Below are 20807 nucleotides of genomic sequence, written 5' to 3'. Positions count from 1 at the left end.
GTCGCTGAGAGTGAGAACGCAAGCCAGCCCGTTAAGATCAGCTATCTTTTAACCAGTCAGCAGTGAAATAAGGATGAATCTGAGATGAATCGCGTATTACTGACCGGTGCCACCGGCTTAGTCGGGTCGCATCTGCTGCGCTTACTGATTGAGGATCCACGCGTCGATGAGATCATCGCGCCAACCCGTCGGCCACTGCCCGCGATGAACAAGGTGGTGAACCCGGTTGAGGCCGATCTCACCGATGTACTCGGACCGCTGCAAAGTTCGCTGGACACGGTGTTCTGCTGCCTGGGCACCACGCGTAAGCAGGCAGGCAGTAAACAGGCTTTTATTCACGTTGATTACACCCTGGTGGTGGACAGCGGGTTAAGCGGATTGCGTCTGGGGGCGAAGCAGATGCTGGTGGTCAGCGCGCACGGGGCCAGTCGTCACTCACCGTTTTTGTACAATCGCGTCAAAGGCGAAATGGAGAATGCGCTGCGCCATCAGGGCTGGCCGCGCCTGACGCTGGTGCGGCCTTCATTGCTGCTTGGAGATCGCGCGCAGAAGCGTCGGGGTGAAAGCCTGGCGGGACCGCTGTTTTCGCTGCTGCCGGGCAACTGGCGGGCGGTCAACGCGCACGACGTGGCACGCTGTCTGCACCAGCAGGCTTTTACGCCGGGGAGTGAGAGCGTCAATATCATTGAGTCTGGCGAAATCCCGCGCCGCTCAGCGTAACTGCCAGATAATCTGATTACGGCTGCCGCGCCATTTCAGCGTGGCATCCTTCTCCTCTTCGACAAAACGGCCATCGATCAGCACGTCGAGATAGACCAGCACAGCGCGCTGCGCCGCATTCAGCTCCTGCATCCGGTAACCGGTCCAGAGCCAGATATCTTTACCGGGACACGTCTGTCGCACCCGTTTCACCAGACGGCGAATGTGCGGCACGTTATGCGGATGCAGCGGATCGCCACCACTCAGCGACAATCCCTGGCGCGGAATGCGGGTGTCCTGCAAATCCGCCAGCAGTTGCTCCTCCATCGCAAGCGTAAAGGGCACGCCGGAATCAAGCCGCCAGGTGCTCTGGTTGTAGCAGCCGCGACACTGATGTTCGCAACCAGCGACAAACAGCGTGCAGCGGGTACCGGGGCCATTAACGATATCCACATCATAGTAGCGATGGATATGCATCATCCCAGTGGCCCTTCAGACAGATGCTTCACCCGACGCTGCACTTCCTGCTGTTTACCGGCATTAAAGGGCCGCGCATCCGGGCTGCCCAGATAGCCGCAGACCCGCCGGGTAACGGAGACGCGCGCCGGATCGTGGTTGCCGCAATTCGGACAGGTGAAGCCGCGGCTGGTACAGGTGAACTCGCCGTTGAAGCCGCACTCGTAGCACTCATCAATCGGGGTATTGGTGCCGTAATAGGGCACGCGGTCGTAGCTGTAATCCCAGACATCCTCCAGCGCCTTGAGGTTGTGCTGCACATTCGGGTATTCGCCGTAACAGATGAATCCGCCATTCGCCAGCGGCGGATAGGGCGCTTCAAAGTCGATTTTGTCGTAAGGATTGACCTTCTTCTCAACGTCGAGATGGAAGCTGTTGGTGTAGTAACCCTTGTCGGTAACGCCTGGCACCAGACCAAACTGCGCCGCATCAAGACGGCAGAAGCGGTCGCACAGATTCTCGCTTGGCGTGCTGTAAAGGCTGAACCCATAGCCTGTTTCAGCTTTCCAGCGCTCGGTGGCATCGCGCATGTAAGCAATGATCTCTACCCCTTTGGCGCGCAGAGCCGCGTCATCGTAAGGATGCTGATGACCGCCGCTGAGCGCATTCAGGGTTTCATGCAGGCCGATATAGCCCAGCGACAGCGACGCACGGCCATTACGGAAAATAGGACCTACTTCATCATCTGCATTCAGCCGAACGCCACAGGCCCCTTCCATATAGAGGATGGGCGCGACGCGCGCTTTGGTCTTCTCCAGCCGCGCCACCCGCGTCATCAGCGCCCGCTTAGCCAGCTGCAGTCGCGCATCGAGCAGCGTCCAGAAGTGCGCTTCATCACCGCCCGCTTCCAGTGCGATGCGCGGCAGGTTCAGGCTGATCACCCCGATATTGTTGCGACCCTCATGAATCTGCTCGCCGTTCTCTTCATAAACGCCCAAGAAACTACGGCAGCCCATTGGGGTTTTAAACGAGCCGGTAACTTTAACCACCTGATCGTAATTGAGGATGTCGGGATACATCCGCTTGCTGGCGCACTCCAGCGCCAGTTGTTTGATATCGTAATTAACGTCGCCCGCCCGGCGGTTGACGCCTTCGCGAATGCTGAACACCAGTTTAGGGAACACCGCCGTCTTGCGATTTTTACCCAGTCCGGCCAGCCGGTTAAGCAGAATCGACTGCTGAATCAGCCGGGCCGCCCAATCCGTCCCCAGACCAAAACCAAAGGTGACAAACGGCGTCTGGCCGTTGGCAGTGTGCAGGGTATTCACCTCATACTCCAGCGACTGAAAGGCGTCGTAGCACTCTTTCTCCGTACGCTGGCGCGCATACTGCTCGGCCTGCGGGATCTGCCACTGCTCAGCAATCGCCAGATGCCGGGCATAGCTCTGCTCAACAAACGGGGCCAGCACTTCATCAATACGATTAATCGTGGTGCCGCCGTAAATATGGCTGGCGACCTGCGCGATGATCTGCGCCGTTACGGCGGTGGCGGTGGCGATCGATTTAGGCGGCTCGATTTCAGCATTGCCCATTTTGAAACCGTTGGTCAGCATGCCTTTCAGATCGATCAGCATGCAGTTGAACATCGGGAAGAAAGGGGAGTAGTCGAGATCGTGATAATGGATCTCGCCGCGCTCGTGCGCCAGCACCACATCGCGCGGCAGGATCTGCTGCTGTGCGTAGTGTTTTGCCACGATCCCGGCCAGCAGATCGCGCTGCGTCGGGATCACTTTGCTGTCTTTGTTGGCATTCTCGTTCAGCAGCGCCGCATTGGTCTGATCGACCAGCCCGCGAATGGCGTGATGTAACTGGCTCTGACGATCGCGGGCGACATCGCGATCGTGGCGGTATTCAATGTAGGCGCGGGCCAGTTGAGGATAAGGGCCCGCCATCAGCGTCTCTTCTACTGCACACTGAATTTCACGGATATCCACTTCCGGACGATCGGCCAGCCGCAATGCCACGCGCTCAGCGACCTGCGCGCACCAGGCCGCGTCTTCTACTTCGGCTGCCCGTGCCGCCGCCGCCACGGCCTGCTCAATACGCTGCGCATCAAAGCCTGTCCGGCATCCATCACGCTTGATTACCACCGTCGCCATTTTTCTCTCCATAAACTACATATAGGGGTCGGAAGGATTCTATTCGCTACATGTAGTGATTGCTGAGAATTATTGCGATCAGATTTGACCTGAAACAAGGAAGCATCAACCGGCTGGAAAACTCCGGCTGATGTAAAAAATCGGGTGCTGGTTCAGGTTTCCTGCAGGATTCACTGGCGGATTGGCGAGCAGCAACTTTAATCAACATTCTGCCCTGTCAAAACGTTGACGTTACAAGGATGCCCGCCAATGTGGTTACCCCGTTCTCTGCTCCTGCTCTCGGCTCTCTGCCCGATCGCCCAGGCCAGTCCGCTGCCACTGATGCCCTGGCCGCAACAGGTGGAACAGCCCGCCAGCGGCGGCACGCTTATCCTGACGCCGCAGCTGACGCTGCAAATCACCGGCGATCATCTGGCGGATGCCGAAGCGCGCTGGCTGGAGCGCATCAGCAATCAGACCGGCTGGCCGCTGTTGCCCGCCACCCAGCCGGTGGCAGCACCGACTATCCGCATCGTCATTGCGAAGGCGGTGGATCCGCAGCCGCTGCCTGATAGCGATGAGAGCTATCAGTTGCAGGTCGATGGCGACGGTGTGCTGTTAACCGCGTCCAGCCGTTTCGGCGCGATGCGCGGCATGGAAACCCTGCTGCAGTTGATACAAAACGGCGCACAGGGGACAACCATTCCTTACGTCACCATCCACGATCATCCGCGCTTTCCGTGGCGCGGCGTGCTGATCGACACGGCGCGTCACTTTATGCCGGTGGAGACGCTTAAACGTCAGATCGACGGCATCGCCGCCGCGCGAATGAACGTTTTTCACTGGCATCTTACCGACGATCAGGGCTGGCGCTTCGCCTCCAGCCACTATCCCCAGTTGCAGCAGAAAGCCAGCGATGGCAACTATTACAGCCAGCAGCAGATGCGGGAGATCGTGAAATATGCCACCGATCGCGGGGTGCGTGTGGTGCCCGAGCTGGATATGCCGGGACATGCGTCCGCGCTGGCGGTGGCGATGCCAGAGCTGATTAGCGCACCCGGGCCATGGCAGATGGAACGCGGCTGGGGCGTCTTTAAACCGCTGCTCGATCCCAGCAACGAACAGGTTTATCAGGTGATCGACACGCTGGTGGGTGAGATGGCGGCGATCTTCCCCGACCCCTGGCTGCACATTGGCGGCGACGAGGTGGATCCGACACAGTGGAACGACTCGCCCACTATCCAGCAGTTTATGCGCGACAATGATCTGAAAGATGCCCATGCGCTTCAGGCATATTTCAATCAGCGGGTAGAGAAGATCCTGGAAGCCCATCACCGTCAGATGGTGGGCTGGGATGAGATTGCCCATCCCGACTTGCCGCGCAGCATTCTGATCCAGTCGTGGCAGGGCCAGGATGCGCTGAGCGCGCTGGCAAAAGAGAACTACCGCGGCATCCTCTCTACCGGTTTCTACCTCGATCAGCCTCAGCCTGCCAGCTATCACTACCGCAATGAGGTCACGCCACAGGGCCTCAACGGCCAGGATCGTCTGCGGCCAGGCGACCAGGCGCAGAGCTGGTCATTCACCATGCCGCGGCTGAAAGGCAGCCCGGTGAAGGGCAGCTTTACGCTGATACAGGGAGAAGCAGGCTGGCGCGGTTTTATCGACTTCGATGGCAAAGCCCGCCGGATGGTCAGTCAGATTAACTGGCTCTCGACGCAGCAGGTGCGGTTTAGCGTGGATAGCTGGATGGGGCCGTTCCAGCCGGTGGTCACGCTGCAACAGAACGCTCTTAAAGGTTATGCAGAGGTAGGCAACGTGCGTTATCCCACCAGCGGTCAACGGCTGGCGCAGACGCCTGCGGGCATCGCGCCTGCGCTGCCCACACCTGAGCAGGTGCAGCAAAATCTGCTGGGTGGCGAGGCGGCGCTGTGGGCGGAAAACATCAACAGCCAGATTATTGATACCAAATTGTGGCCGCGCGCCTTCGTGGTGGCCGAGCGGTTATGGTCGGCGCAGGATGTCACCAATACCGACTCGATGTATTCGCGGCTGGCGGCGATGGATCGCTGGAGCAGCGTGTCGGTCGGAACGCTGCAACATGCGCAGACGGAGCAGCAGATGATGCGGCTAGCCAGTGGGCATGACATCGCCCCACTGCGGGTTCTGGCCGAGGTGCTGGAACCGGCGCAATACTACACGCGTCAGCATCTCAAGTTTCAGGCGGGCCATTACGACTACCATGAACCCCTGAACCGGCTGGCAGATGTACTGCCCGCTGAGAGTGAGGCGGTACGTCAGCTGGAGCAGCAGGTCGCCGTGTTAATCGCCAATCGTAATAATCCGGCTGCCGCCTCTGCGGTTCGCGCGCCGCTGCAGCGCTGGCAGGCTAACACCAGCGCGGTGCTGCCGATCATTAACGCCAGTGCAACGCTGAAGCCGCTGGCACAGAGCGTGCAGCAGATCGAGGCGCTGAGCGCCATGGGCCTCGCGCTGGTTAATGCTTACGTTCGCAATCAGGCGTTTGGTGCCAGTGAAGTGGCGGAGATGCGTGCGACACTGGATGCCGCCGCAGAGGTACAGGATGAAACAGTGATTGCGCTGGTCAGGCCGCTGGAGACGCTGCTGCGCGCCTTTCAGTAAACGCTGCGGCCGGATAAACCGGCCATAGCGTCCTCAGGCCGGGCCGCTGACCGAGTGGCGGCGCACCAGGGTCGGGCTGAACATGTGGGTCACTTCCGGCAGCGGCTGATTGTTGGCCAGCGCCAGCGCAAGCTGTGCCGCCTGCTGCGCCATGGTGACAATCGGATAGCGGATGGTGGTGAGGCGCGGTCGCACATAGCGTGAAACCAGCACATCATCGAAGCCGATCAGCGACATCTCTTCCGGCACCCGAACGCCGTTATCGCTCAGCACCGCCAGCGCGCCGGCGGCCATTGAGTCGTTGTAGCAGGCGACAGCGGTGAAATTCTTGCCGCGACCCAGCAGTTCCGTCATCGCCTGCTCACCGCCCACTTCATCTGGTTCGCCCCAGGTGACCAGCCGATCGCTGCACGGCAGGCCATGTTCTTTCAGCGCATCGTAGTAACCCTGCAGGCGATCTTCTGCATCGGAGATGGTGTGGGTCGAGCAGATAAAGGCGATATTCTGGTGGCCAAGCTGGATCAGATGACGGGTCGCCAGCCAGGCGCCGTAGCGATCGTCGAGCGCGATACAGCGCTTTTCAAAGCCTTTTATCAGTCGGTTCAGCAGCACCATGCCAGGCACCTGCTTCATCAGCACTTCCAGTTCTGCATCGGGGATTTTCTTGGCGTGAACCACCAGCGCCGCGCAGCGGTGACGCATCAGTTGTTCAATCGCCTGCCGCTCTTTTTGCTCATTATGGTAACCGTTACCAATCAGCAAAAAGTTACCGGTGTCACCTGCCACCTCATCCACGGCTTTAACCATTGCGCCAAAAAAGGGATCGGAGACGTCACCGACAATCAGGCCGAGCGTTTCGGTTGATTGCTGCGCCAGCGCACGTGCGTTGGCATTCGGGTGATACTGAAGCTGCTCCATCGCCTGACCTACGGCCTGTCGGGAGCTGTCGCTGGCTTTGGGAGAATTATTGATTACACGGGAGACTGTGGCGACAGAAACGCCAGCCAGTCGCGCAACATCCTTTATGGTAGCCATGCGTTGACCTGCTTTGGGGAAAACGTTTACACATCGCATCAGTGTTACGGAAAAGGGCGGACACATCAACCCGACAGAATGCCAGCGTCGTCGCAAAAAGGGGTAAAAACGGTCACTGCTGCACGTCTTCTGCTGAGGCGTCGCACCATGCTATGCTCAATCTCCCACCTGGCTACCGTGAAAAACAACGATGAAAACCAAAGTGCCACATCTGGCGCACTGGGGCGCCTTTACCGCCGTCACTGAAAACGATCGTCTGATTGGCTGCGAACCTTTCTTCGCCGATGCCGATCCGTCACCGATGATCCACACCATTCCTGAACTGGTCTATTCCGACAAACGCATTCGTCAGCCGATGGTGCGGCGCTCGTGGCTGAAGTCACGCGAAAAAAGCGATCGTACGCTGCGTGGCCGGGAAGATTTTGTTGCCGTCGACTGGGAAACCGCGCTGGATCTGGTGGCGGAGGAGAATCGCCGCATTCGCGAGCGCTATGGCGCATCGGGCATTTTCAACGGTTCCTACGGCTGGTCATCGGCCGGACGTGTTAACCATGCCCGCACCCTGATTCGTCGCTTCTACTTTCAGGGCGGCGGCGGCGTTGATCAGCAGGGTAACTACAGCTGGGGCGCCGCGCAATTCTTCCTGCCCTATGTGATTGGCACCTACATGCCGCTGACCGGGCGCGTCACCGAATGGCCGCAGGTGGTGGAACATGCCGAAATTTTTGTCGCATTTGGTGGGCTGGCGCTTAAAAACGCCCAGGTCGCCTCGGGGGGCGCAGGGCAGCACAGCCTGAAACCGGCGCTGATGCAGCTGGCGGCCAAAGGCACGCCGGTGATCAATATCAGCCCGATGCGCGATGACTGCCCGGAATTTGTTAACGCCGAGTGGATTCCGATTCGCCCCAACACCGACGTGGCGCTGATGCTGGCGCTGGGTCATGAGATCACCCAGCGCGGCACGGTTGACGAAGCGTTTCTCGCCAGCCACTGCACCGGCTGGCCGCAGCTGCGCGCCTATCTGCTGGGCGAAACCGACGGCGTGGCGAAAACCGCCGGCTGGGCCAGCCGTATCACCGGCATCCCCGCCGATCGCATTGTGCAGCTGGCGCAGCAGCTCACCGGCAAGCGCAGCTTTATTACCTGCTCCTATTCCGTTCAGCGCGCTCATCGCGGCGAGCAGCCTTACTGGATGATGATTGCGCTGTCGTCGATGCTCGGCCAGCCAGGTTTGCCGGGCGCCGGTTTCTCTTTTGGTCACGGTTCGATGAACAGCGTCGGCAACCCGCGCCAGGAAGGTCCGGCTCCGATGATGAGCACCGGCCCCAATCCTTCCGGGCTGTCGATTCCGGTGGCGCGGATCAGCGACATGCTGCTCAATCCCGGCCAGCCTTACCGCTTTCAGGGCGAAACCCTGCACTATCCCGACATTCACATGGTGCACTGGGCGGGCGGCAATCCTTTCCACCATCACCAGCAGCTTAACCGGCTGGTGGAGGGCTGGCAGCGGCCCGATACGGTCGTGGTGCAGGATATCGTCTGGACACCCGCCGCGCAGATGGCGGACATCGTGCTGCCCGCGACCACCACGCTGGAGCGCAATGACATCGGCGGCTCCTCCCGTGACCGCTTTGTGCTGGCGATGCATCAGGCGATTAAACCGCAGCATCAGGCGCGTAACGACTTCGATATTTTTGCTGACCTGGCGGAGCGCCTCGGCTACCGCGATACCTTCACCGAAGGGCGCAACGAGATGCAGTGGATCGCCCATCTTTATCAGCAGTGTGCGACGGCGCATCAGCGTAAAGGCATCGATTTCCCGTCGTTTGAAGAGTTCTGGCAGCGCGGCTTTGTGGAGATCCCCGAAGGGGGCAAACCCTATCAGTTTATGGATGATTTCCGTGCCGATCCGCAGGCCAATCCGATTAAAACCGCCAGCGGCAAAATCGAGCTCTTCAGCCAGACCATTGCGGACTACCAGCTGGACGATTTCGCCGGCCATCCGGAATGGCGTGAACCCCAGGAGTGGCTCGGTTCGCCGGTCAGCCGCGACTATCCGCTGCACATGATCTCGATTCAGCCTTCCGACCGGTTACACAGTCAGCTGGATGCTACAGAAACGGTGCAGGGCAATAAAACCGCCGGACACGAAACGCTCTACATGCATCCGCAGGATGCGGCCGCGCGCGGGCTGGTGGAGGGCGACGAGATAGAGGTGAGCAACGCACGCGGCGTGATGCTGGCGGGCGTGCGGATCACCGATGGCGTGACGCAGGGCGTAGTGATTATCGCCACCGGCGCCTGGTTTGATCCTGGCTTTGGCAAGGCGTGGCAGCCGCACGATCGCGCGGGTAACCCCAACGTGCTGACGCTCGACATCGGCACCTCGTCGCTGACGCAGGGGCCAAACGCCATGAGCTGCCTGGTGGAAATCAAAAAACATCAGGATTGCACAATAGCGTAAGGATCTCATGGCTGGTTACATTTTGCCGGTAACTGTTGCGTTTGAGAGATGGCAGCCGATCGATCCCTCTTGCTACATTCAGGGTCCCAGAGGTATTGATGGGTGAACATCAATAGATTTTCTTGATTACACCAACCTGCGCAGATGCGCAGGTTTTTTTTTGCCAGAAATCGGCTGCCGATAACGAACTGATACACAGTTTTCCTGTTATACGGTCAGCGCTTTCTTTATAACTGCTGGCACCAGCCCCTTTCTCTTTATTTTGCGCAGCGGAATGCCATGCCCCGGATTAAAAAACTACTGGGAAAAGACCAGATAAAAGCGCCGTTTAACCCTTTTCGTTTCCGACTGATCTGCCTGGGCGTCACGACCTGTCTGGTGGTGCTGCTGGCGCGCGTCGCGGACCTGCAGTTCCTGAATCAGCCGATGCTGGAGCACGAAGCGGATCAGCGATCGCTGCGTACCGTGACGCTGCCGACCAGTCGCGGCACGCTGCTGGATCGTAACGGTGAAGCGCTGGCGCTCAGCGTCCCGTCGCGCGACGTGATTGCCGATCCGCTGCGCGTGCTGGAGAGCAACCCCGATTTTACCAGTGCCAAATGGGCCTATCTGGCGGCGGCGCTCAACACCCGCCCCGAAGAGCTGGCGGCGCAGATCACCGCCAACCCGAAACGTCGCTTCCTCTATCTGGGGCGTAAAGTCGAACTGGGCATTGCCAAAGATATTAAAGAGCTGAAGCTGAAAGGCATCAGTGAAGTCTATGATGACAGCCGTTTCTATCCGATGAGCGAGGCCTCTGCGCCGCTGATCGGCATCGTCGGGGCGGATAACGTCGGCCTGAACGGACTGGAAAAGGGCTTTGATAAAGTATTGCAGGGCGAGCCGGGCAAAGAGGTCTATCGGCAGGATGCCGCGGGCAATATCATCGCGATGATCAACTATCAGCCGCCGACCCAGCCGCCGACGGTACAGCTCAGCATCGACAAATATGACCAGTACACGCTCTACAGCAAACTGCGCGACGGCGTACTGATCAACAAGGCGGACTCCGGTGCAGCCGTGCTGGTGAAAATCGACACCGGCGAGATTCTGGCGATGGCCTCTTATCCGTCGTTCAACCCCAACAACTATGAAGGGGCAACGCCCGCGCAGATGCGTAACTCTGCCATCAATGACAGCTACGAACCGGGATCGACCGTCAAACCGTTAGTGGTGATGGAAGCGCTGGAGCGCCACCTGGTGCGCCCGGATTCGGTGATCGACACCACGCCTTACAGCGTTAACGGCCACCTGATCCGCGACGTCGGCCACTGGCCGCGTCTGACCATGACCGGCATTCTGCAAAAATCGAGCGACATCGGCGTGTCACACCTCGCGCTGGCGATGCCCGCCGAAGCGCTGGTCAACACCTATCATGCGTTCGGCCTTGGCAAACCGACCGGCTTAGGGCTGACCGGCGAAAGTGTCGGCTACTTTCCGTTGCACCGCACCCGCTGGGCAGATATCGAGCGGGCCACCTTCTCCTTTGGCTATGGCCTGCGTGTGACGCCGTTGCAGATTGCCCGCGAATACGCCACGCTCGGCTCCTATGGCATTTACCGTCCGCTGTCGATCACCCGCGTTACGCCACCGGTCATGGGACGCCAGGTCGCCAACCCGGAAACGGTGAAAGAGGTGGTGCACATGCTGGAGAGTGATGTCCTGCCGGGCGGAACCGGGCTAAAAGCCGCGGTGCCGGGCTACCGTCTGGCAACCAAAACCGGTACGGCGGAAAAAATGGGCACCAGCGGCAAGTATGATGGCGGCTACGTCAACTACACCGCCGGTCTCGCTCCCGCCAGCCATCCTGAAGTGGCACTGGTGGTGATGATCAACCATCCGACGGCGGGCGATCACTTCGGTGGCTCGGTTGCTGCACCGGTGTTTGGCAATATCATGGGACCGGTACTGAAACACATGAATATTGCACCGGATGCCATCTACACCAAACCGGCCGCCACCCCTTCAGATAAATCTTAGAAAAATCAGAGTGTAAGCGAGGCGTGAAGGATATTCACACCTCGTTGCACTTCCCCGAATTCGGTTGCGTTTTCCTGCTGTCTCCGCGCGGTCAATCAGTGCGAGGATAGCAGTCCCAGAGGTATTGATGGGTGTGAAAACAACACCGCTTCGGCAGTGAGACCCTGTTATTACACCAACCCACGCAGATGCGTGGGTTTTTTTTGCCTGCTCGCCTGAGCCTGCCGTTACCGCTGTAAAAACCCCCGCTAAATCAACATCGTTCTTAACGAAACCCTGACAGTTTGCCAATAGAAAGGCGCGTCGCCTTTCACTGATAATGGCCGCCGTGAAGCCTGGCGCTTTTTTGCTCGTCGCCGCTCACTGCCGCATTCCGCACGTTCCGGGATTTCTTTTTTGCTTATCTGAAGAGTTCGACGATGACTCACCTTTCTCGCCCCGCGCGTTCCTTTGGGCTTAAATGGCTGCTCCTGTTGCTGGTGATGGCGATTATCGCTGGGGTTATCTGGCGTCTGCTGTCGGCGGGTCACGGGCCGGGCGAGGGGATGCCGTCGGGCAGACCGGGTGCGCATGGCATGATGGGCGGAGGGGCGACGCTGGTTCACAGCGGTGTCGCCAGCACGGCGGATGTGCCGGTGTGGCTGAATGCACTCGGCACGGTCATCCCCAACGCCAGCGTCACGGTGACCAGCCGCGTTGACGGCCAGCTGGAGCAGGTTTTCTTTACCGAGGGGCAGAAAGTCAGCGCCGGGCAGCTGCTGGCGCAGATCGATCCGCGCAGCTTTCAGGCCACGCTGAACCAGTATCAGGGCGAACTCAGCGAAAACCAGGCGCTGCTGAAAAGTGCAGAGCTGACGCTGGCGCGCTACCGCAAACTGGCGGCGCAGGATGCACTGGCGCGTCAGGATCTGGACAGCCAGATTGCCACCGTCGGGCAGTATCGCGGTGCCGTCGCCGCCGATCAGGCGCAGATCGCCAGTGCGAAACTCAGCATTGAATATGCCCGGATCACCGCCCCGATCAGCGGGCGCGTCGGCCTGCGTCAGGTCGATCCCGGCAACATGGTTCAGAGTGCCAGCAGCACCGGCCTGGTGACTATTACCCAGATGCAGCCCGCCGCCGTGACCTTTAGCGTGCCACAAAGCGAAATCCCGACGCTGGTCAGCGTGCTGCATCAGGGGCAGAGCCTGCCCGCCACGCTGTATGATCAGGACAACCAGCATCAGCTCGGCAGCGGCGAGGTGAAGTTCATCAGCAACCAGATCGACACCGCCACCGGCACCGTGGCGCTGAAAGCGGTGTTCGCCAACCAGGATGAGTCGCTGTTTGCCAATCAGTTTGTGAATCTGCGGCTGCAGATCCGGGTGCTGAAAGGCGCGACGGTGATCCCGGCCCAGGCGCTGCAGCTGAGCAGCGACGGCAGCTTTGTCTTTGTGATCAATCAGGATCGCAGCGTTACGCGCAAAGCGGTCACCACCGGTCCCGCTTTCGGAGACGATCAGCAGGCGATCCTCAGCGGCGTTTCGCCGGGCGATCGGCTGGTGACGGAAGGGATCGATCGTCTGACCAGCGGCAGCAAAGTGTCGCTGGCCGATGAGAAACCCGCCGCTGCGGGTGCTGTGTCGAAATGAACCCGTCACGCCTGTTTATCCTGCGTCCGGTCGCCACCATTCTGCTGATGGTCGGTGTGCTGATCGCCGGCATTTTTGCCTGGAAATTCCTCTCAACCTCGGCGCTGCCGCAGGTCGACTATCCGATCATTCAGGTCACCACGCTCTATCCGGGTGCCAGCCCGGATGTGATGGCGTCGTCGGTCACCTCACCGCTGGAGCGCCAGTTAGGGCAGATGGCGGGGCTTAGCCAGATGAGCTCCACCAGCTCCAGCGGCTCGTCGATCATTACCCTGAAGTTCAGCCTCGATCTGTCGCTGGATGTCGCCGAACAGGAGGTGCAGGCGGCGATCAATGCGGCGAATAACCTGCTGCCCGACGACCTGCCCAATCCGCCGACCTACAAAAAGGTTAATCCGGCGGACAGCGCGGTGGTAACGCTGGCGGCCAGTTCCAGCACGCTGCCGTTGACCGCGGTGCAGGATCTGGTCAACACCCGGGTGGCACTGAAGTTGTCGCAGATCTCCGGCGTCGGGATGGTGACGCTGGCGGGCGGCCACCAGCCGGCGATTCGGGTGCAGATGAATCCTCAGGCGCTGGCGGCGCATCATCTGACGCTGGAGGCGGTAAATACGCTGATTGGCAACAGCAACGTCAATGGCTCCAAAGGCGGCTTTGACGGTAAATATCATTCGGTGACCATCGACGCCAACGACCAGCTGCGCACCGCAACCGAGTACGGCAACCTCATCCTCAGCTATGAGAATGGCGCGGCGCTGCGCCTGAAAGATATCGCCCATATCGAACAGGGCCCGGAAAACAGCTTCCAGTCGGCGTGGGCCAACAACCAGCCCGCGATTGTGATCAGCGTGCAGCGTCAGCCGGGCGCGAACGTCATCCAGGTGGTGGACAACATCAAGGCGCAGCTCCCCGCGCTGCAGGCGGCGCTGCCGGAGGGGGTGAAGATGACCATTCTCTCCGATCGCACCCAGACCATTCGCGCCTCGATCAGCGACGTCCAGTTTGAGCTGATGCTGTCGATTGCGCTGGTGGTGATGGTGACCTTCCTGTTTCTGCGCAACGTGGCCGCCACGCTGATCCCGAGCGTGGCGGTGCCGCTGTCGCTGGTCGGCACCTTTGGGGTGATGTATCTGGCGGGCTTCAGCCTGAATAATCTGTCGCTGATGGCGCTGACCATCGCCACCGGTTTTGTCATTGATGACGCCATCGTGGTGGTTGAGAACATCTCCCGGCGGCTGGAGCAGGGCGAGTCACCGATGGAGGCGGCGCTGAAAGGCTCACAGCAGATTGGCTTCACCATCATCTCGCTGACCTTTTCGCTGATTGCGGTGCTGATCCCGCTGCTGTTTATGGGCGATGTGGTCGGGCGACTGTTCCGGGAGTTCGCGATTACGCTGGCGGTGGCGATTCTGGTGTCAATGCTGGTGTCGCTGACCCTGACACCGATGCTGTGTGCATATCTGCTGCGCCATATTCCGCCCGAACAGCAGTCGACGTTTGCCCGCAAGGGCGGCGAGCTTTTTGACACCCTGGTGCGCGGCTATGACCGGCTGCTGACCGTGGTGCTGAACCATCAGAAACTGACGCTGCTGGTGGCGCTGGCCACCTTCGGGCTGACGGCGCTGCTCTACATGATGGTGCCGAAAGGCTTCTTCCCGACCCAGGATACCGGGCTGATTCAGGGCATTACCGTCGCTTCACAGGACGTCTCGTTTAACGCCATGGCAACGCGCCAGCAGGCGTTGTCGGCGCGGATCCTGAAAAACCCGGCGGTGGAGAGCGTCTCATCGACGATTGGCATCGACGGCACCAACACCAGCCTTAACAGCGGACGATTGCAGATCAACCTGAAGCCGTTTGGCTCGCGTGATGTGAAAGCGGATGAGGTGATTAAACAACTGCAACAGGCGACCGCCGATGTGGCGGGCATCCGGCTCTATCTGCAACCGGCGCAGGATCTCACCGTCAACGATCAGGTCTCGCCGAGTCAGTATCAGTTCACTCTCGATGATGCCGACAGTGAAAATCTGGTCAGCGAGTCGCCGAAACTGGTGGCGGCGTTGCAGCAGCGGCCCGAATTTAATGGCGTGGTGAGTAACCTGCAGGATCAGGGGCGCGTCTCTTACGTTGAGCTGAACCGCGATAAAGCGGCGCGCTTCGGCATTACTGCCTCGGACGTGGACACCGCGCTCTATAACGCCTTTGGTCAGCGGCTGGTCTCGACCATCTTCACCCAGTCGAATCAGTATCGGGTGGTGCTGGAAGTGGCTCCGGCATACCAGCAGGGTCCGGCGTCGTTTGATGATGTCTGGCTGCAATCGTCTGGCAGCAGCAGTTCGGCGTCATCATCCACCAGCACGACTTCATCAGCGTCAACGTCTTCGTCAACATCTTCGTCTTCGTCGACGTCCACTTCAGCCTCTGACACCAGCACCACCAGCAGCGGCATGGTCAAACTCACTTCTATCGCCACTATCCACCAGCGCACCGGTTCGCTGATGCACATGCGGCTGAATCAGTTCCCGGCGGTGATGATCTCCTTCAACCTTAATCCGGGCTACTCGCTGGAGGATGGGCAGCGGGCGATCGCCGAGGTGCAGCAGCAGTTGCACCTGCCGGAGAGCACCACGCTGCGTTATCAGGGGGAAACCTCGGCGTTTCAGAGCGCCACCGGCAACACGCTGTGGCTGATTCTGGCGGCGCTGATCACCATGTATGTGGTGCTCGGCATCCTCTACGAAAGCTTTATCCATCCGGTGACCATCCTCTCTACGCTGCCGTCGGCGGCGGTGGGCGCGCTGCTGACGCTGCTGCTGGCGGGCACCGAATTCAGCCTGATTGCGCTGATTGGGGTGATCCTGCTGATCGGCATCGTGAAAAAGAACGCCATCATGATGATCGACTTCGCGCTGGAGGCGGAACACCATCAGCAGCTCAGCGCGCGCGACGCAATTCATCAGGCCTGCCTGCTGCGCTTCCGCCCGATTCTGATGACGACGATGGCGGCGCTGCTGGGTGCGCTGCCGCTGATGCTGGCCTCCGGCTCCGGGGCAGAGCTGCGTCAGCCGCTGGGGCTGGTGATTGTCGGCGGGCTGATTGTCAGTCAGGTGCTGACGCTCTTCTCCACGCCGGTGATCTACCTCCTGTTTGATGGGCTGGCGCAGCGCGGCCACGCCTGGGTGAAACGCCGTCAGCAGCGGGCGCGGAGCGGGCAATGAATCTGACCCGGCTGTTTATCTTTCGTCCGGTGGCGACGCTGCTGCTGACGCTGGCGATCCTGCTGCTGGGCGCGCTGGGCTACCGGCTGCTGCCGGTAGCACCACTGCCGCAGGTCGATTTCCCCACCATCATGGTCAGCGCCAGCCTGGCAGGCGCCAGTCCGGAAACCATGGCGGCGACGGTCGCTACGCCGCTGGAACGTTCGCTGGGGCAGATTGCCGGTATCAGTGAGATGACCTCCAGCAGCTCGCAGGGCTCCAGCAGCATCATCCTGCAGTTTGAGCTGGACCGCGATATCAATGGCGCGGCGCGCGACGTGCAGGCGGCAATCAACGCGGCGCGCAGTCTGCTGCCCAGCGCAATGGCCTCGCTGCCGACCTATCGCAAAGCCAACCCGTCAGACGCGCCAATAGTGATGCTGGCGCTGACCTCTGCCACCCGCACGCCAGGCGAACTCTACGATCTGGCGGAGAGCAAAATCGAACAGGCGATGGGGCAGGTACAGGGCGTCGGCGAAGTGTCACTGATGGGCAGCGCCTTACCGGCGGTGCGGATTGATCTGCAGCCGCTGAAGCTGACCCATTACGGCATCTCGCTGGAGACGGTGCGCGCCGCCGTCGCCAACAGTACCACCAATCTGCCCAAAGGGATTTTGCAGAGCAGTGACCAGTCGTGGCTGGTGGACAGCAATGGCCAGCTGGAGAAGGCCGCCAGCTACCGCGATCTGATCATCACTTATCAGCAGGGCAAGGCGGTGCGCTTGCGCGACGTCGCCACGGTCTATGACTCGGTGGAAGATCGTTATCAGGCGGGGTTTCTGAATGCCACACCGGCGGTGATGATCGGTATCAAACGTCAGGCGGGTGCCAACATGCTGGAAACCATAGACGCGATAAAAGCGCAGTTGCCGCAGCTGGAAAAGAGTCTGCCCGCTGACACCCAGCTGAAGGTGGTGGTTGACCGTTCACCCGGCGTGCGCGCCTCACTGTATGACACCGAAGAGACGCTGCTGATCGCGGTGCTGCTGGTGATTGCGGTGGTGTTTATTTTTCTGCGCAATCTGCAGGCGGTGATCATTCCGGCGCTGGCACTGCCGGTGTCGCTGATCGGCACCTGCGCGGTGATGTATCTGCTGGGATACAGCCTGGATAACCTGTCGCTGATGGCGCTGATTATCGCCACCGGCTTCGTGGTGGATGATGCGATTGTGGTGCTGGAGAACATCACCCGTCACATTGAGCGCGGGCTGAGCCCGTTGCGGGCAGCACTGCGCGGGGCGCAGGAGGTGAGCTTCACTGTGCTGTCGATGACCGTGTCGCTGATCGCGGTGTTCATCCCGATCCTGCTGATGGGCAGCATTGTCGGGCGGCTGTTCCGCGAATTCGCCGTGACGCTCACCGTGTCGCTGCTGATCTCGCTGTTTGTCTCGCTGAGCCTGACGCCGATGCTCTGCGCCCGGCTGCTGAAACCGAAACCGCCCGTCAGCCTGCGGCCGCATCCGCTTTATCAGTTGATTGAAAACCAGCTGAATCGCCTGCTGGCCGCCTACGGGCGCGGGCTGGCCTGGGTGATGCGCCATCAGAAACTGACGCTGCTCAGCCTGCTGCTGACCGTACTACTGAATGTTTTTCTCTTCGTCGTGGTGCAGAAGGGCTTCTTCCCCAATCAGGATACCGGGCTGCTGATGGGTGCGCTGCGCGCTGATCAGAACATCTCGTTCCAGGCGATGAAGCCGAAAATGCTGATGTTCACGCAGATCATTCAGGAAGATCCGGCGGTAGAGAGCGTGATGTCGTCGATGGGCAGCGGGATGTTTGGCTCCCGCAACAGCGCCAACTTCTTTGTGCGGCTTAAAGATTTTGATCAGCGCGATGCGACCGCCACCGAGGTGGCTAACCGGCTGACGCGCAAAACCAGTCACATCGCCGGGGCGCAGATGTTCCTGATGGCGGCACAGGACCTGCATATTGGCGGACGCAGCGCCAACGCCACGTATCAGTACAGTCTGCAGGCGGACGATCTCGATCTGCTGCGCACCTGGACGCCGAAAGTGCAGGCGGCGCTGGCGGCGCTCCCCGAGCTCAACAGCGTGGACTCCGATTCGCAGACCGGCGGCCAGGAGGTGGAGCTGACCATCGATCGTGATCGCGCCACCCGGCTGGGCGTCAACGTAAACATGCTGGATACGCTGCTGAACAATGCGTTCAGCCAGCGGCAGATCGCCACGCTCTATCACACCCTGAATCAGTATCACGTGGTGATGTCACTGCAGGATAGCGACACCGCCAATCCTGAGACGCTGCAGCAGCTTTATGTGATTAACGACAGCGGTGACCGCGTGCCGCTCTCCGCCTTTGCCCGCTTCAGCGGCGGCAACGCGCCGCTGTCGGTGGCGCATCAGGGCCAGGCCGCTACCAGCACCCTGGCGTTTAATCTCAACGAGGGGGTGTCACTGGAACAGGCGCAGGAACTGATAAAACAGGCGATGGCGAAGCTGGGCCTGCCATCGACCCTTCACGCCGGTTTTGCCGGCACCGCCGCCGCCTTTTCTCAGCTGACCGCGACCATGCCTTGGCTGATTCTGGCGGCGCTGGCGGCAGTCTATCTCGTCCTCGGCGTGCTCTATGAGAGCTACATCCATCCGCTGACCATTCTTTCGACCCTGCCGTCAGCGGGCGTCGGCGCGCTGTTACTGCTGCTGCTGACCGGCACGCAGCTCACGGTAATCGCGCTGATTGGCATCATCCTGCTGATCGGCATCGTGAAAAAGAACGCCATCATGATGATCGATTTCGCCATCGACGCGGAGCGGCGGCAGGGCATGTCGCCACAGCAGGCGATCACCCAGGCGTGCCTGATGCGCTTCCGGCCCATCATGATGACCACGCTGGCCGCCTTTTTCGGCGCGTTGCCGCTGGCGCTGGGCAGCGGCGGTGATGCCGATCTGCGCAGCCCGCTGGGCATCGCTATCGCGGGCGGACTGGCGCTCAGCCAGCTGCTGACGCTGTTTACCACGCCGGTTGTTTATCTTTGGCTCGATCGTCTGGGCCGTGCCACTCAACGTCAATGGCGTCGTCTGCGCCCTACGGAATCCTGATCCATGAAACCGCTTATCCCCTTTGTTGTGATGCTGCTGCTGGGCGGCTGTAGCGTCGGTCCCGACTATCAGCGCCCCGCGATGGTGATGCCGGTCCACTATAAAGAGGCCAGAGGCTGGCAGCAGGCGACGCCGCTTGATGCGCAAAGCAAAGGCGAATGGTGGGCGGTTTATCACGACGCCACCCTGAGCGGCCTGCTGAACCAGGTGAGCATCTCGAACCAGAACGTGGCGAATTATGCCGCGCAGTACCGGCAGGCACAGGCGCTGGCGAGTGAGTCACGCGCGGCGCTGTTCCCCTCGCTGGGCTATGACGGCAGCGCGACGCGCAGCGGTAGCCACGCGACTGACAGCAGCGTTCGCACTACCAGCAGCAGCCATCAGGCGGAGCTGAGTGCCAGCTGGGAGCTGGATCTGTGGGGCAAACTGCGACGCACGCTGGAGGAGAACCGCGCCAGCGCCTCGGCCAGCGCGGCGGAACTGGCCAATATTACCCTGAGCGCCCAGTCTGAACTGGCGCAGGACTATTTCCAGCTGCGCATCATGGATCAGAAAATCGCGCTCTATCAGCAGAGCGTTGATGCTTATCAGCGCTACCTGAAAGTGATTACCAGCCAGTATCAGGCGGGCACCGCGTCGCGTGCGACCCTGGCTCAGGCACAACTGCAGCTGGAGAGCGCCAGCGCCTCGGCGCAGGATTATCAGTGGCAGCGCGCACAGATGGAGCACGCCATTGCGCTGCTGGCCGGCAAAGCACCCGCTGAATTCAGCCTGACCGCCGCGCCGCTGACGGCCACGCTGCCCGCGATACCGGCAGCCCTGCCGGGCGAGTTGTTGCAGCGCCGTCCCGACATTGCTTACGCCGAACGTAACATGGCCGCGGCCAATGCCGCAGTGGGCGTGGCGGTGGCCGGTTACTATCCCGACCTGACCCTGAGCGCCAGCGGTGGCGTCAGTTCTTCCGTGCTGCATTCGCTCTTCTCGCTGCCGAACCGCGTCTGGTCGCTGGGGCCGGAGCTGAGCGGCACGCTGCTGGATTTTGGTGCGACTTCGGCACAGGTCGATCAGGCACGAGCGGGCTGGGATGCCAGCGTTGCGACCTATCGTCAGACGGTGCTGACCGCAATGCAGGAGGTGGAAGATAAGCTGGTGGAGCTGAACACGCTGCAGGGCGAGATCGCCGCGCAGCAGCGCGCCACCGACGCGGCGCAGACCTCGGCGCGGGTGACGCGTTTGCAGTATGAGGCGGGCATGATTACGTATCTGGATGTGGCGACCACCGAAAACAGCCGCCTGAGTGCGCAGCAGAGTTTGCTGACGCTGCAGAGCACGCAGTGGGTCAGCAGTGTGGCGCTGATTGCCGCGCTGGGCGGTGGCTGGCAGGCACCCTGAAGGCGGCGTCAGGT

General features: G+C 60.5%; 11 protein-coding genes. 8 read left to right on the top strand and 3 right to left on the bottom strand.

Annotated features, from left to right (window positions below; translation table 11 throughout):
- Nucleotides 1-84 precede the first annotated feature (84 nt).
- Entirely contained in the window at nucleotides 85-720 is a 636-nt protein-coding gene (locus ACR8BN_RS16900) for an NAD-dependent epimerase/dehydratase family protein (protein ID WP_434747155.1), read from the top strand.
- Here ACR8BN_RS16900 and nrdG read toward each other — a convergent pair.
- Both nrdG and nrdD read right to left on the bottom strand, forming a co-directional pair.
- Nucleotides 712-1179: an anaerobic ribonucleoside-triphosphate reductase-activating protein gene (gene nrdG / locus ACR8BN_RS16895; protein WP_143991169.1), complete on the bottom strand. Its 468-nt coding sequence runs from the start codon at nucleotides 1177-1179 to the stop codon at nucleotides 712-714. The genes ACR8BN_RS16900 and nrdG overlap by 9 nt on opposite strands.
- The gene (gene nrdD / locus ACR8BN_RS16890) at nucleotides 1176-3314 is read right to left on the bottom strand and encodes an anaerobic ribonucleoside-triphosphate reductase (RefSeq protein ID WP_434747154.1); all 2139 of its coding nucleotides are present in this window, start codon (nucleotides 3312-3314) and stop codon (nucleotides 1176-1178) included. Before nrdD ends, nrdG begins: the two co-directional genes overlap by 4 nt.
- A gap of 249 nt (nucleotides 3315-3563) precedes the next feature.
- On the opposite strand from nrdD, the gene ACR8BN_RS16885 reads away from it, so the two are divergent.
- Nucleotides 3564-5936 carry a beta-N-acetylhexosaminidase gene (locus ACR8BN_RS16885; protein WP_434747153.1) on the top strand — a complete coding sequence of 791 codons (2373 nt, stop codon included), beginning with the start codon at nucleotides 3564-3566 and terminating at the stop codon, nucleotides 5934-5936.
- A gap of 33 nt (nucleotides 5937-5969) precedes the next feature.
- Here the strand turns inward: ACR8BN_RS16885 and galR are convergent, their stop codons facing one another.
- Nucleotides 5970-6971 carry an HTH-type transcriptional regulator GalR gene (galR, locus tag ACR8BN_RS16880; protein WP_010251726.1) on the bottom strand — a complete coding sequence of 334 codons (1002 nt, stop codon included), beginning with the start codon at nucleotides 6969-6971 and terminating at the stop codon, nucleotides 5970-5972.
- 190 nt (nucleotides 6972-7161) lie between these two features.
- On the opposite strand from galR, the gene ACR8BN_RS16875 reads away from it, so the two are divergent.
- From ACR8BN_RS16875 to ACR8BN_RS16850, 6 genes are all read left to right on the top strand, one after another.
- The gene (locus ACR8BN_RS16875; RefSeq protein WP_434747152.1) at nucleotides 7162-9435 is read left to right on the top strand and encodes a molybdopterin guanine dinucleotide-containing S/N-oxide reductase; all 2274 of its coding nucleotides are present in this window, start codon (nucleotides 7162-7164) and stop codon (nucleotides 9433-9435) included.
- A 279-nt stretch (nucleotides 9436-9714) separates the two neighbouring features.
- The gene (locus ACR8BN_RS16870; RefSeq protein ID WP_163841463.1) at nucleotides 9715-11454 is read left to right on the top strand and encodes a penicillin-binding transpeptidase domain-containing protein; all 1740 of its coding nucleotides are present in this window, start codon (nucleotides 9715-9717) and stop codon (nucleotides 11452-11454) included.
- A 419-nt stretch (nucleotides 11455-11873) separates the two neighbouring features.
- Nucleotides 11874-13085 (top strand): efflux RND transporter periplasmic adaptor subunit, encoded by a 1212-nt coding sequence (locus ACR8BN_RS16865; RefSeq protein WP_163793492.1) that lies wholly within the window; start codon nucleotides 11874-11876, stop codon nucleotides 13083-13085.
- A complete protein-coding gene (locus ACR8BN_RS16860; protein ID WP_434747151.1) occupies nucleotides 13082-16303 on the top strand; it encodes an efflux RND transporter permease subunit in 3222 nt (1073 codons plus the stop codon). The genes ACR8BN_RS16865 and ACR8BN_RS16860 overlap by 4 nt, the downstream gene beginning before the upstream one ends.
- Nucleotides 16300-19401 (top strand): multidrug efflux RND transporter permease subunit, encoded by a 3102-nt coding sequence (locus ACR8BN_RS16855; RefSeq protein WP_434747150.1) that lies wholly within the window; start codon nucleotides 16300-16302, stop codon nucleotides 19399-19401. Before ACR8BN_RS16860 ends, ACR8BN_RS16855 begins: the two co-directional genes overlap by 4 nt.
- Nucleotides 19402-19404: 3 nt before the next feature.
- Entirely contained in the window at nucleotides 19405-20793 is a 1389-nt protein-coding gene (locus tag ACR8BN_RS16850; protein ID WP_069025751.1) for an efflux transporter outer membrane subunit, read from the top strand.
- Nucleotides 20794-20807: the final 14 nt, after the last annotated feature.

It is taken from the genome of Pantoea sp. Lu_F5_004 (assembly GCF_051136245.1).
GTDB lineage: Bacteria > Pseudomonadota > Gammaproteobacteria > Enterobacterales > Enterobacteriaceae > Pantoea > Pantoea agglomerans.
This window is presented reverse-complemented; position numbering and strand designations above follow the sequence as displayed.